A 12,665-nucleotide genomic window follows, 5' to 3' on the forward strand; every position below is an offset into this window, starting at 1 on the left:
GACACGGGGAACACGGCCACCGGCCCGGCGGCCGGCGGCGCACTGCCGGAAAGCGCCGGGAGGGCACTGCGCCTGGGCGTGGTGGGCCCAGTGGGCGTCGGCAAGTCGACGCTGATCGGCACCCTGTGCCGCGCGCTCGGCGCGGAACTGAGCCTGGCGGTCATCACCAACGACATCTACACCGATGAGGATGCGCGGATGCTGCGCTCGGCGGGGGTCCTGCCGGTCGAGCGGATCCGCGCCGTCGAAACCGGCGCCTGCCCGCACACCGCGATCCGTGATGACGTCACCCCCAACCTCATGGCGGTCGAGGACATCGAGGCGGACTTCGCGCCGGTCGACATCACGATCGTCGAAAGCGGCGGAGACAACCTCACCGCCACCTTCAGCCCGGCGCTTGTCGACGCGCAGATCTTCATACTCGACGTCGCCGGCGGCGGGGACGTGGCACGCAAGGGCGGGCCGGGTGTGGAACGCGCCGACCTGCTGGTGATCAATAAGACCGACCTGGCACCGTACGTGCACGTGGACGCCGAACAGATGGTGGCCGATGCGCGCGCGGCCCGCGGCGGCCTGCCCGTGCTGCCGCACAGCGAGAGCGACCAGGACGCCACCGGCAGGCTTGTGCAGTGGGTGCGCACCATCCTCGACGACCATCGGCATGGGCGGCACGTGCCCCGCGATCCCGGCCCGATGGCGCCGCACAGCCACGGCGACGGCACCGTCCACTCGCACGACGGGGAGCACGCGCCCGGCGGCGAGCACGTGCACGCCGATGGCACCCGGCACTCGCACTCGTGAGCAGGAGCGCCGGTGACTGAGCGGCCTGCGCGTATCGGTGTCGAGCTGGTCGACGGCCGGGTGCGGCTGGCGGATATCGCGGCCAGCCGGTACCTGCAGCCCCGGCCGTTGGGCGTCGACGGCGACAGCGTGCGGATCGCGCTCGTCGGCCGCTATGCGATGCTGCTGGCGGGCGACGATCTGCGCATCGACATCACGGTGGGGCCGGGCGTGCGGCTGGAGATCGTCGAACCGTCCGGCACCGTCGCCTACGACGCGCGCGGCGGCGACGCCCGCTGGTCGGCCACCGCGCGCGTGGCGGAGGGCGGATCCCTGGTGTGGCGGTCGTCGCCGTTCGTGGTGACCGCGGGCGCGGACCTGTCGCGGGAGACGTCCGTGGACCTGGCCGAGGGCGCGACGGCGCTGCTCGCGGAGACGCTGGTGCTGGGCCGCTCGTACGAGACCGGGGCCGGCCCGCTGCGGTCACGGATGTGCGCGACACAGTGCGGACGTCCACTGCTGGTGGAGGACCTGGACTTGCGGAGCGGCCCGCTGCGCAGCGCGCCCGGCGTGCTCGACCGCGCGCGGGTCCTGGCGTCGGTCATGCTGTTCGGCGCCCGTCCGGCCGCGGCGGAGACCCGGCACGAGACGCTGTTGGCCGGCCGCGGCGCCTTGGCGCGTGCGCTGTCGGTGCACGCCCACGAGGCCGAGGACGCGCTGGCGGAGACGTGGAGCCGCTGGCGGACGGTGCACGCGGCGGCGCAGGCGGAGGTGCCGAGCCTCACGCGGGGTTAGCGCCGGCATCCCCGGATCCGCCCGTGCCGGCCCGGCGGATGTCCCGCATGTCGACCGTCCGGTGCGCGACGGCCCGCAACAGGCCGTGATCGTGACTGATCATGAGCACGCCGACCCCGTCCGCCGCCAGCTCGGTGATGATCGCAGCCACCGCGGCGGCGGTGGCGGCGTCGAGCATGGCGGTGGCCTCGTCGCAGATCAGGAACCGCGGCCGCGCCACCAGGGCGCGGGCCAGGCACGCGCGCTGCAGTTGCCCGTCGGAGACCTGGCCGGGGAAGCGGTCCAGGAGATCCGGGGTGATGCCTGCCCGCGCCGCGGCGCCGGCGGCCTCCTCCGCGGACGCGCCCGGCTCGGCGATGAGCGCACGCAGGGTCATCCGCGGATCGGCGGCGGCGCGCGGCGACTGGTGCAGCAGCGCGGTGTCGCCTCGCATCCGGCCCCGGCGGGTGCTCACCGCACGGCCATCCACGGTGACGGAGCCGGCGAGGGGGATCTGCAGCCCGCACAGCATCCGCGCCAGACTCGACTTTCCGGAGCCGGACACGCCCGTGAGCCCGAGGACGCTCCCGGGGGCGACGGTGACGGACGCGCCGGAGAACACCGCCGTGGCGCCGTAGCGGCAGGTGAGGTCCACCCCGCGCAACGCGGCACCGGGTGCGTCGTCCCCCGCTCCGCGACCGGTGCACTGCCGGTCCCGGGTCGTGTGCCCCGCAGCAGATCCGGTGTGGGGGACCGCGCGGAGCCTGGCCGCGAAGTCGTGCTGCGGGTCGAGGTCGGTCAGCTCGGGCGGCGCCCCCGGGATCGGGTGCAGTCCGCGGGAGGGCAGCGCCGCGAGCAGTGCCGCCGTGTAGGCGTGCGCCGGTGCGGAGAACACACTGCCGGTGGTGCCGCGTTCGACGATGCGTCCGGCATACATCACGGCGCAGTGGTCGGCCACGCCGGTCGATTCCACCGATTGCAGGTCGTGCGTGATGAGCAGGACGGCGGCCCCGCCGTCGGCGGCCTCCCGCAGCAGGCCCAGCACGTGCGCGGCGAGTCCCGGGTCGAGCCCCGCGGTGGGTTCGTCGGCGACGAGCACCGGCGGTGCGCCGGCCAGGGCCGCGGCGACGGCGACGCGCTGGGCCATGCCGCCGGACAGTTCGTGCGGATAGAGCCGCGCGGTATCCGGGCCCAGATGCACACGGGCGAGCAGGTCCGCGACGGCCGCCCGGGCGGGTGCGCCGCGGGCCGACCCGGTCACGCCGACCGCGTGGAGCGCTTCGGCCAGCTGCGGACCGATCGCCCGCACCGGGGTGAACGACGCCGCGGCGGACTGCGTGGCGAGCGCGACGGTGCGCCCGCGTAGTCGGCGCCAGTCCTTCTCCTTCGCGCCGGTCATCGTCCGCCCGTCGATGGTCGTCGTGCCCGCGGTGCGCGTGCCGTCCGGCAGCATTCCGCACAGCGCGGATGCGAGGATCGATTTTCCGCAGCCGGATTCGCCGACGAGCGCGGTGACGGTGCCCGGGGCCAGGTCCAGGTCCACATCGGTGGCGGCATGCACCCAAGCGCGCCGGCGGCCGACGCGGGCGGGGATGCGTACGGTGAGGCCCCGCACCGTCGCGGCGGCCGGGGCCTGCAGGCCGGTGCGTACCGTCATCGCACCACCGCCGGGCCGTGGTGCCGCCGCGCCCGCAGCCCGGCCCCGACGCCGGCGACGGCGAGGGTGGTGGCGACGAGGACGGCGACGGGGGCCGCCAGCGTCCACCAGGCCCCGGTGAGGATGTCGCCGCGGGAGACCTCCAGCAGAGTGCCGATGCTGGCCTGGTCCGGCGAGAGACCCAGGCCCAGGAAGCTCAGCGTGGACTCGTGCCACACCGCGTGGGGGAGCAGCATGATCAGCGCCACGCCCGCCTGCGGTGCCGCCGCGGGCAGCAGGTGGCGGCGCAGGACCCGCCACCGTCCGGCGCCCCACAGGTAGGCGGCGTCGACGTAGGCCGACGACCGCACCGACAGGATCTCCGCGCGCACGATGCGCGCCACCTGCGGCCAGTGGGTCAGCGCGATGGACGCGACGATCGCGGGGACGGATCCGCGGTAGAGGGCCACGATGACGATGCCCAACAGCAGGTGGGGGAGCGCGTTGACCCCGTCGGTGAGCCGCATGACCGCGGTGTCGAACCGCCCGCCGATGGTGGCCGCCGCGGAGCCGACGGCCAGGCCGAGCACCGTGGCGACGACCGCGCACACGGCGGCGATGAGCAGCGACACGCGCAGCCCCTCCGCGGTGCGGACGAACAGGTCGTAACCCGAGTGGTCGGTGCCGAACCAGTGCGCGGCGCCGGGTGCGCGCCGCGCGTCTGCGAAGTCGGCGTGCTGCGGTCCCGCCGCCCACGGCACGGCGACGGCGTAGACGATGAGTGCGGCGAGTACGGCGCCGGGCAGGGCGATGCGCCGGGCGACGGACAGCTCAGACATCGGCGCTCACCCGCGGGTCGAGCAGGAGGTACGCCGCGTCCGCGAGCAACGATCCGACGAGCACCAGCGCGGTGGTCGCCACGGTGAGGGCGGCGAGCAGGGCGAAGTCGAGCGCGGTGGCCGACTGCACGACGGCCGCGGCCAGTCCGGGCCAGCCGAACACCTCCTCGACCAGCACCGCACCGACGACGAGCTCGGGCAGGCGCGCGCCGAGGATCGTCACCAGCGGTGCGAGAGAGACCGGAAGCATGTGGCGGACGACGATCCGTGCCGGTGCGATCCCGCGGGCGCGCGCCCCGCGTACCGCGTCGGAACCCGCCGCCCGTGCCACCGACGTGCGCACGGACAACAGCAGCCACGGCACCTGTGTGACGGCCAGCGCGCACGCGGGGAGCACCAGGTGCGATGCCACGCCGGCGACGGTGGGGTCGGCGCCGGGGGCGGCCGCGCCGGATGAAGGAGCCCAGCGCAGCGCCACCGCGAATGCGGCGACGGCACCGAGTGCCACCGCGAACGGCGGGATCGCCTGCAGCACCACCGCGACGGCGCTGCACAGTCGGTCGATCAGCGAACCGGGGCGCATTCCCGCCGCGGTGCCCGCCACCACTGCGACGGCGACGGCGATGGTCAGGCCGGTGGCGGTGAGCAGCAGCGTCCACGGCAGGCGCTGCGCGAAGACCTCGGTGACGGGCATCGAGTAGACACGGGAGAGGCCCAGGTCGCCGTGCACGGCGTCGACCACCCACTGCCACCATGCCTGCCACCAGGGCCTGTCGAGTCCCAGCGCAGCGGCCATCGATGCCCGGTCCGCCGCCGAGGTGTGCTGGTAACGGGCGCCGAGGTAGGTGGCGAGCGGGTGGAACGGCGAGTGCGCGGCCAGCACGAACACGCCCGCCGAGAGCGCGACCAGCAGGGGGACGGCGACCGCGGTGCGCCGCGCGACGAGGCGGGCGACGTCCGCACGTCGGCGCCGCCACCGGCCGGACGGCGGGCGCGGCGCTTCCGCAGCCCCGTCGGCGCCGCCGCCGGCGCCGTGCCCGGGTGCGGACGGCGCCGCCGCGGCCGTCCCGCGCAACGAGGTCGTCACCGGCGCCACCGTGCGAGGTTCCACCACGGGCCCCAGGACACCCCGTGCGAGTGCGGCTCCATCACGGCGGAACCCCGGTTCCAGCCGTCCTCCCGGGAGACGTACGTGTGGTCGAGGAACGCGAGGAAAACGTACGTGGGGTGCGCGACGTACGCGGCCTGCACGGCCCGGTAGTCGTCGGCGCGGCGCTGCGGGTCCAGGCTCCGGCGCGCGTCGTCGAGCGCCTCGTCGACGCCGGGGATGGCGAACCCGGACGGATTGTCGTAGGTGGCGGTCCGGGGCGACCGGGTGTGCAGCGCCCCGTAGATCTGGGTGTCGAGGTCATAGGGCTTGTCGCCGCCGCCGAGCAGGAAGGCGCCCGTGTCGATCTTCGTGTTCATCTCGTCCCACGTGGAGCCCTGGAGTCGCACGTCGATGCCGATGCGGTGCATGTCGGAGGCGAAGGCGGCCGCGAGGTCGCGTCGGACGGTGTCCTCGGCCGGGTAGTACACGGTGAACGCGGCGCGGTCGGCGCCGCGGGCCCGGATCCCGTCCGCGGCGGGTATCCAGCCGGCGTCGTCCAGGATGCGCCGCGCGCGCTCGGGGTCGTGCGGGAACACCGCGTCGGGGGCGAACGCGTCACCGTACACCGCCGCGACGGGCGTGGAGGCGGCGCGGCCGTGCCCGGCGAGCACGTCGTCGATCATCGCCTGGCGGTCCACGGCGAGGTTCATCGCCCGGCGCGCGCGGCCGTCGGCGGTGAACGGATTTCCGGCGGGCAGCGACACGCCGCGCCAGTCCGCCGACTGCACGGCGTCGACGCGCATGCCGTCCGCGCCGGTGAAGGTCTCGGCGAGCACCGGCGGCAGAACGGTGCCGTCGATGCCGCCCGCCCGCATCTGCTGGGCGCGCGCGTTGTCGTCCGGGGTGTACACGGTGACGAGCTCGGTCACCTCGGGTGCGCCGTCGAAGTAGTCGGGGTTGGCCTCGAAGCGCGCCTCGGTGGGGGTGAGCTCCGTCAGCCGGTACGGGCCGGTGCCCACCGGGCGGGTGTTCAGCGGCGACTCGACGGCGGGCCCGCCGCCGAGCTCCTCGGAGGGGGCGATGCCGAGAGTGAGGCGGGCGGGGAAGGCGTAGTACGGGTAGTCGAGGGTGAACCGCACGTGGTGGTCGTCGACGGCGGTGACCTCGTCGATCATGGTGTAGGACGCGGCGATCTCGGAGGCGGACGCCGGGTCCAGGACGGCGTCGTAGGTGGCGACGACGTCGGCCGCGTCGAAGGCGGAGCCGTCGGAGAAGGCGACGCCGCGCCGCAGTTCGACGTCCCACACGGTGCTGTCGGCGTTCGGCGTCGGCGGCGCGGCGGCGAGCGCGGGGATGAGGTCCGGCAGTGTGCGGTCGGATGTGGACGTGGGGCGCAGGAGCCCGTCGTACAGCGGGGAGACGCCGAGTTCGCCGTAACCGTTCACCGGGTTGTAATCGCCCAGCGGCTGGGCGTCGGCGAGCACGATCCGGCTCGGCGTCGCCGAGGGGTCCGTCGCCTGCGCGCCGCAGCCCGCCAGGACTGCCCCGGTGGCGGTGAGGGCGACGGCGGTGCGCGCGGCCCGGGAGCGATTCCGGTTCCGTCGCCGTGTCCTCGCGTCGTCGACGGCAAGCACGCGCGTCTCCTCTCCCGCGGCGTGTCCGCACAGGGGCACCGCATGATCAATATGTGTCCATCTGATCAGATGAATCTGCATAACCCTATAGCCCGGTCACGGGCTTGGCCAGGCGGTAGCCTGTCACGGAGTGCGGGAGGGGGATGGCTGAGCTAGCGGGGGTTGATGGGCTGGCGGGATGGACGAGCAAGGGGGAGCGACGGTGGCCTCGCCATGGGAGCACGGCCTCGACATCGACGAGTGGGCGGCGCGGTTCCACCTGCTAGGCGATGCGACCCGGCTGCGATTGCTCGCGGCCATGCACCAGGCGGGGCCGGGGACGGCCAGCGTGGGCGAGCTCGCGGAGGCGGCGGGCATCACGCACACCGCGGCGTCGCAGGCCCTCCGGGTTCTGCGCCTGCAGGGGTGGGTGCGCGATGAGCGGGCCGGACGCAGCGTCCGCTACACGCTCACCGACTCCACCGTGCATGAGCTGCTGCACCTGATGGGGGCCAGGCACGAGTGAGGCGGCCGGGCCGGCACTGCGGGAGTGCCTGCCCGGCCGCCACGGCCTCGTCAACGGGGCGGCGGGTCACTGGCCTGTTCTGATCATCTCCGCGCACTTCTCGCCGATCATCATCGTCGTGACGTTGGGGTTGACGGCGACGATGTTCGGCATGATCGACGCGTCCGCGACGCGCAGGCCGCGCACGCCCTTGACGCGCAGCTGCGGGTCCAGCGGGGCGCCGGGGTCGTCGGGCGAGCCCATGGGCACGGATCCCGTCGGGTGGTAGACGGTGTTGTGGGTGCGGGTGATGTAGTCGGCGATCTCGTCGTCGGTGCGCACCGCGTCCCCCGGGAACAGCTCCATGCCCGCCCACTCGGCCATCGCGGGCTGCGCGACGATCTCCCGCGCCAGGGTGATCCCGTAGGTCATGATGTCCATGTCGTAGGGGTCGGAGAAGTACTTCGGGTCCACCCTCGGCTTGTCGCGGAAGTCGCGGCTGCGCAGCCGCACCGTGCCGCGGGATCGGGCGTGCGTGACGTTGGGGGTGAGGCAGAACGCGTTCTCCGACGTCGGGTAGCCCTGCCGCACCGTGTGCATGTCGAACGGCGTGTTGCCGAAGTGGAACATCAGGTCCGGCCGGTCGAGCCCCTCCACGGTGTTCGTGAAGATCCCGATCTCCCACCACTGCAGCGATTCGGTGACCATCGGCTTGCGCGCGTCCCACTGGATGACGCCCTCCGGATGGTCCTGCAGGTGCGAACCCACGCCGGGGGAGTCCACCAGCACGTCCACGCCCACGTCGCGCAGGTGGCCGGCGGGGCCGATGCCGGAGAGCATGAGCAGCTTGGGCGAGTCGATGGCGCCCGCCGAGACGACCACCTCGCGGTCGGCGTGGATGGTGTCGGTGTGCACCAGGTCCGGGTTCAGCACCTGGACCCCGGTGCAGCGCTTGTCGTCGTCGATGATGAGCTTCTTCGCCCAGCGTCCGGTGAGGACCGTGAGGTTGGGTCGGCTGTCCATGATCGGATGCAGGTAGGACACGGACGAGGAGGAGCGCACGCCGTTGTCCAGCGCGTTGGTCTGGAAGAATCCGGCGCCTTTGACCACGGTGCCGTTGTTGAACTGGACGGTGGGGATGCCGGCCTGGGCGCAGGCCTCGAGGATGGCGACGCCGGCCGGGTCCTCGGGCGCGATGTTGCGGATGCGCACCGGCCCGTCGTGGCCGTGGTGGTCGCCGGGCTGGTCGTTGTTCTCCAGCTTGCGCACCAGCGGCAGCGTCTTCGCGGACTCCCATCCGGTGCAGCCCCACTTCTGCGCCCACTCGTCGAGGTCCTCGGCGGGGGGCCAGAACGCGATGCACGAGTTGTGCGACGAACAGCCGCCGAGGACCTTCGCGCGGGCGTGCCGCATGAACGAGTTGCCGTGTTCCTGCGGCTCGATCAGGTAGTCCCAGTCGTAGCCGGATTCGAGCAGTGCAGGCCACCGGGTGAGCTGCAGGATCGCGTCGTCGCCCACGTCGCTGGGGCCCGCCTCGACGAGTGCGACCGTCACCGACGGATCTTCGCTCAGCCGTGCGGCCACCGCCGCGCCCGCGCTGCCGCCGCCGACCACGACGTAGTCGAATCGCTGCTCTGCCATGAGGTCTCCTTCGCTCGGGCGTGCGGTCAGTGCTGCGGGAACCAGCCGGTGACGGCCGGGCGCAAATTCTGGTAGATGTGCTTGATCTCCTGGTACTCGGCCAGGCCTGTCGGCCCCAGCTCCCGGCCGTTACCGGACATGCCGTATCCGCCCCACTCGGCCTGGGGCAGGTAGGGGTGGAAGTCGTTGATCCACACGGTGCCGTGCCGCAGACGCGCGGCCACACGTTCGGTCTTGCCCGCGTCCTGGCTCCACACGCCCGCGGCGAGCCCGTAGGAGGTGTCGTTGCCGATGGCCACCGCCTCGTCCTCGGTGCGGAACGTCTCGACGGTGACCACGGGGCCGAAGCCCTCGTCCTGCACCACCGACATCTCCGAACGGCACGCGTCGAGCACCGTCGGCAGGTAGTAGAAGCCGGATTCGAGCGTGCCCGCGGGCCTGTCGCCGCCGCAGTGCAGCACGGCGCCCTCGTCGATCCCGGCCTGCACGTAGGCGGTGACCTTGTCGCGGTGGGCGGCGGAGATGAGCGGCCCGGTTTCGGCGGTCTCGTCGAACGGGCCGCCCAGGCGGATCCGCTGCGCGCGGCGGACGAGCTCGTCGACGAAGCGGTCGTGGATCGACTCCTCGACGATGAGGCGCGACCCGGCCGAGCACACCTGCCCGCTGTGCACGAACGCCGCGTTGAGGGCGTTGTCGACGGCCGCGTCGAAGTCGGCGTCGGCGAAGACCACGTTGGGGTTCTTGCCGCCGAGCTCCAGCGCCACCTTCTTCACCGTCGGCGCGGCGGACGCGGCGATGACCCGGCCGGTGGCGAGCCCGCCGGTGAACGAGATCAGGTCCACGTCGGGATGTTCGGACAGCGGCGCGCCCGCGGTGGCCCCGGCGCCGAGCACCAGGTTGCCGACGCCCGCCGGCAGCCCCAGCCCGTCGAGCACGTCCATCAGCAGGATGGCGGTGTGCGGGGTGAGCTCGCTGGGCTTGAGCACGAAGGTGTTGCCTGCCGCCAGCGCCGGGGCGACTTTCCACGCCACCTGCAGCAGCGGGTAGTTCCAGGGCGTGATCATTCCGCACACGCCCACCGGTTCGTGCACGATCCTGCTCGCGACGTCGGGCATGCCCGGGTCCACCACCCGGCCGGCTTCCTGGCCGGCGAGCCGGCCGAAGTAACGGAAACTCGCCGCGATGTCGTCCATGTCGATCTCGCTCTCCACCAGCCGCTTGCCGGTGTCGAGCGATTCCGCGCGGGCGAACTCCGCCTTGCGCGTGCCGCCGATGATGTCCGCCGCCGCGAGCAGCAGCGCCCCGCGTTCGGCGGCGGGCGTCGCGCTCCATCCGCCCGCGTCGAAGGCGCGGCGGGCCGCGGCGATGGCGGCGACGGTGTCCTCGCGGGCGGCCTCGCTGACCGTGCCCACCGGGCTTCCGTCGGCGGGGCAGCGGATCTCCCGCGTGCCGCCGTCGGCCGCGGCGGTCCACCGGCCGTCGATGAACAGTGTCGATGGCATGGTTGCCCTCTTTTCGTGGATTCGGTGGTCGTCGGTGTCGCCGGTGTCGTAGGAGTGCGCCGGGTCAGACGCCCGAGGCGCTCTCCCGGATGTGCAGGAAACCCAGGTGCCTCTCGTACTGGTCCAGGACGTCCTCGATGATCTGGTCCTTGGTGAAGCCCATGATGTCGTAGCCCTGCCCGGTGCCGCCGTCCACGTACACCTCCATGCGCACGTACTCGTCGGCGGTGCGGGGCAGGCTCATCCCGTAGGCGGGCACGGCGACCCGACGGCGCCACACCTGGTAGTGGAACGGGGTCGAGCCCTCGGACCCCACTTCGAGCTCGATGAGTTCGTGGTCGCCGTCGTCCGTGCCGTCGGCCCCGTTCGTAGCGGGGGCGCCCTGCGCTGCGACGGGCCCGCAGTGCGCGTCGATTCCGCGGCTGCGCAGTTCGTCGACCACCTCGCCGAGGCTCGGCAGCAGCACGTTCCGCTCGAAATCGCGTGCCCGCTCCTCGCCGGGGAAGCTGAGCACGCGGCCGAGCCGGTGCCGCCAGGAGTGGGTACGTTCGTTCCGGGTGCGACCGGACAACGAACCCGGCAGACTCTGCTCGGCGCTTTCGACGCGGAACGACTCCACCCGTAGCGAGCGGTACAGGCCGAAGATCACGAGGATGATGACGAAGGCGAACGGCAGCCCCATTATCACCGTGGCGCTCTGCAGGGCGCCGACGCCGCCGACGATGAGCATCGCCACCGTGAGCGCGCCCGTCGCGAGCGCCCAGAAGATGCGGAGTGCGGGCCGTCCGTCGTGCTGCGGGCTCGGCAGGCGCGACGACAGGTTGGCCATCACCAGCGCGGCCGAGTCCGCGGAAGTGACGTAGAACAGCAGCGCGGTCACGGTGGCCACGGCGGCGACGGCGACGAACGCCGGATAGTTGGTGAGCAGCTCGTAGAACGCGCCCTCGGGCTCGAGCACCGCCTGCTCGCCGAACTCGTCGCTTCCGGAACGCACCAGGTTCAGCGCGGAGTTCCCGTAGATCGACGCCCACATGAGGATGTAGAGGAACGGGATGGTGAGAGTGCCCAGGACGAATTGCCGGATGGTGCGTCCGCGTGAGATCCGTGCCAGGAACAGGCCCACGAACGACGCCCACGCGATCCACCACGCCCAGAAGAAGACGGTCCAATCGGTCATCCACGTGCCGGTGTCCTCGTAGGCGAAGGTCTGGCCGACCATGCCGGGGAACAGCCGGAAGAAGTCGGCGATGTTGAGCACCAGCGCGTCGAGCAGGAACCGCGTCTTGCCCATCACCAGAACCCAGATGCTCAGTGCGAGCGCCAGGAACACGTTGAGCAGCGAGAGCATCTTGATGCCCTTGTCCACCCCGGACGTGGCGGACAGCGTCGCGACGGCGACGCCGACGACGACGATCGCGATCTGCGTACCGGTGCCGACGGGGATGCCGAACACCATCTGCAGTCCCACGTTGACCATCACCACGCCGATGCCCAGCGAGGTGGCGACGCCGAAGATGGTGCCGAGCAGCGCGGCGAAGTCGACCGTGTCGCCCAGCGCTCCCTTGACGCGCTTGCCGAACACCGGCGCGAGCGCGGAGCGGATGGCCAGCGGCATGTTCTTGCGGTACGCGAAGTAGGCGAGCGCGATGCCCATCAGCGCATACAGTCCCCATCCGCTGACCCCATAGTGGAACAGCGTCCACGCGACGCCCTCGCGGGCGGCGTCGACGGTCTCGGGCGCGGTGCTGGGCGGGTTCAGATATTGGGTCACCGGCTCCGAAACGGCGAAGTACATCAGGTCCGTGCTGATGCCGGCGGCGAACAGCATCGATGCCCACGACATCAAGCCGAACTCCGGCTGCGAATGCGCGGGGCCGAGTTTGATCGCGCCGTACCGGGACACGGCCAGGTAGATGACGAAGACCAGCACGACCGCGACGAGCGCCACGTAGAACCAGCCGAACCAGTCCGACGCCCACGTGACGACGCTGCCGAGCACGGATTCGGCGTTGTCGGGCGCGATGAGGGCCCAGATCGTGATCGCGAGAGTGACCGCTGCTGCAGGGAGGAACACCCGCCAGTTGGTCCGCGGCCGGTCGGGAGCGTCGTCGACGGCTGCCGGGTCGGAGGACTCGATGGTGGTCGCACTCACGTGGCGGATTCCTTTCGCAGGCTGACGCGCGCCGCGCCGCGGTGTCGGTCCCGAGTGCGTCCGTCCGGCCCGAGTCCGTCGGTCGGTGGTGTACACACAGCGGCGTTCAGGCCGTGAAAACGCGGACGGCGGC

Annotated in this window: 10 protein-coding genes; 3 read left to right on the top strand and 7 right to left on the bottom strand. The window is 72.4% G+C overall.

Annotated features, from left to right (window positions below; translation table 11 throughout):
* Window positions 1-42: 42 nt before the first annotated feature.
* Window positions 43-801, top strand: a complete 759-nt coding sequence (gene ureG / locus H4F70_RS07375) for an urease accessory protein UreG (RefSeq protein WP_182360235.1) — start codon at window positions 43-45, stop codon at window positions 799-801.
* Window positions 802-813: 12 nt separating this feature from the next.
* A complete protein-coding gene (locus H4F70_RS07380) occupies window positions 814-1,575 on the top strand; it encodes an urease accessory protein UreD (protein WP_182359682.1) in 762 nt (253 codons plus the stop codon).
* Here H4F70_RS07380 and H4F70_RS07385 read toward each other — a convergent pair.
* Genes H4F70_RS07385 through H4F70_RS07400 form a run of 4 tightly spaced genes read right to left on the bottom strand, consistent with a single transcriptional unit; the run spans window position 1,562 to window position 6,753 of the window.
* The gene (locus tag H4F70_RS07385; protein WP_182359683.1) at window positions 1,562-3,211 is read right to left on the bottom strand and encodes an ABC transporter ATP-binding protein; all 1,650 of its coding nucleotides are present in this window, start codon (window positions 3,209-3,211) and stop codon (window positions 1,562-1,564) included. The genes H4F70_RS07380 and H4F70_RS07385 overlap by 14 nt on opposite strands.
* Window positions 3,208-4,029: an ABC transporter permease gene (locus H4F70_RS07390; protein ID WP_182345784.1), complete on the bottom strand. Its 822-nt coding sequence runs from the start codon at window positions 4,027-4,029 to the stop codon at window positions 3,208-3,210. The genes H4F70_RS07385 and H4F70_RS07390 overlap by 4 nt, the downstream gene beginning before the upstream one ends.
* Entirely contained in the window at window positions 4,022-5,116 is a 1,095-nt protein-coding gene (locus H4F70_RS07395) for an ABC transporter permease (protein WP_235681385.1), read from the bottom strand. The genes H4F70_RS07390 and H4F70_RS07395 overlap by 8 nt, the downstream gene beginning before the upstream one ends.
* A complete protein-coding gene (locus H4F70_RS07400; RefSeq protein WP_235681386.1) occupies window positions 5,113-6,753 on the bottom strand; it encodes an ABC transporter substrate-binding protein in 1,641 nt (546 codons plus the stop codon). Before H4F70_RS07400 ends, H4F70_RS07395 begins: the two co-directional genes overlap by 4 nt.
* Window positions 6,754-6,931: 178 nt before the next feature.
* Here H4F70_RS07400 and H4F70_RS07405 point away from each other — a divergent pair, with 178 nt between their 5' ends.
* On the top strand, window positions 6,932-7,258 hold the full coding sequence (locus tag H4F70_RS07405; protein WP_182359685.1) for an ArsR/SmtB family transcription factor: 327 nt from the start codon (window positions 6,932-6,934) through the stop codon (window positions 7,256-7,258).
* 66 nt (window positions 7,259-7,324) lie between these two features.
* On the opposite strand, the gene H4F70_RS07410 is transcribed toward H4F70_RS07405, so the two are convergent.
* From H4F70_RS07410 to betT, 3 genes are all read right to left on the bottom strand, one after another.
* The gene (locus tag H4F70_RS07410; protein ID WP_182359686.1) at window positions 7,325-8,878 is read right to left on the bottom strand and encodes a GMC family oxidoreductase; all 1,554 of its coding nucleotides are present in this window, start codon (window positions 8,876-8,878) and stop codon (window positions 7,325-7,327) included.
* Between the two features lie 26 nt (window positions 8,879-8,904).
* Window positions 8,905-10,380: an aldehyde dehydrogenase family protein gene (locus H4F70_RS07415; protein ID WP_182359687.1), complete on the bottom strand. Its 1,476-nt coding sequence runs from the start codon at window positions 10,378-10,380 to the stop codon at window positions 8,905-8,907.
* Between the two features lie 64 nt (window positions 10,381-10,444).
* Window positions 10,445-12,532 (bottom strand): choline BCCT transporter BetT, encoded by a 2,088-nt coding sequence (gene betT, locus H4F70_RS07420; protein WP_182359688.1) that lies wholly within the window; start codon window positions 12,530-12,532, stop codon window positions 10,445-10,447.
* Between the last annotated feature and the right edge of the window lie 133 nt (window positions 12,533-12,665).

It is taken from the genome of Tomitella gaofuii (genome assembly GCF_014126825.1).
Classification (GTDB): Bacteria; Actinomycetota; Actinomycetes; order Mycobacteriales; family Mycobacteriaceae; genus Tomitella; species Tomitella gaofuii.

Bases quoted from the DNA above. Each gene is read 5' to 3' on its own strand.
- H4F70_RS07385 (WP_182359683.1), bottom strand. From the start codon at position 3,211: ATGACGGTACGCACCGGCCTGCAGGCCCCGGCCGCCGCGACGGTGCGG.
- H4F70_RS07390 (WP_182345784.1), bottom strand. From the start codon at position 4,029: ATGTCTGAGCTGTCCGTCGCCCGGCGCATCGCCCTGCCCGGCGCCGTA.
- H4F70_RS07405 (WP_182359685.1), top strand. From the start codon at position 6,932: ATGGACGAGCAAGGGGGAGCGACGGTGGCCTCGCCATGGGAGCACGGC.
- H4F70_RS07410 (WP_182359686.1), bottom strand. From the start codon at position 8,878: ATGGCAGAGCAGCGATTCGACTACGTCGTGGTCGGCGGCGGCAGCGCG.
- H4F70_RS07415 (WP_182359687.1), bottom strand. From the start codon at position 10,380: ATGCCATCGACACTGTTCATCGACGGCCGGTGGACCGCCGCGGCCGAC.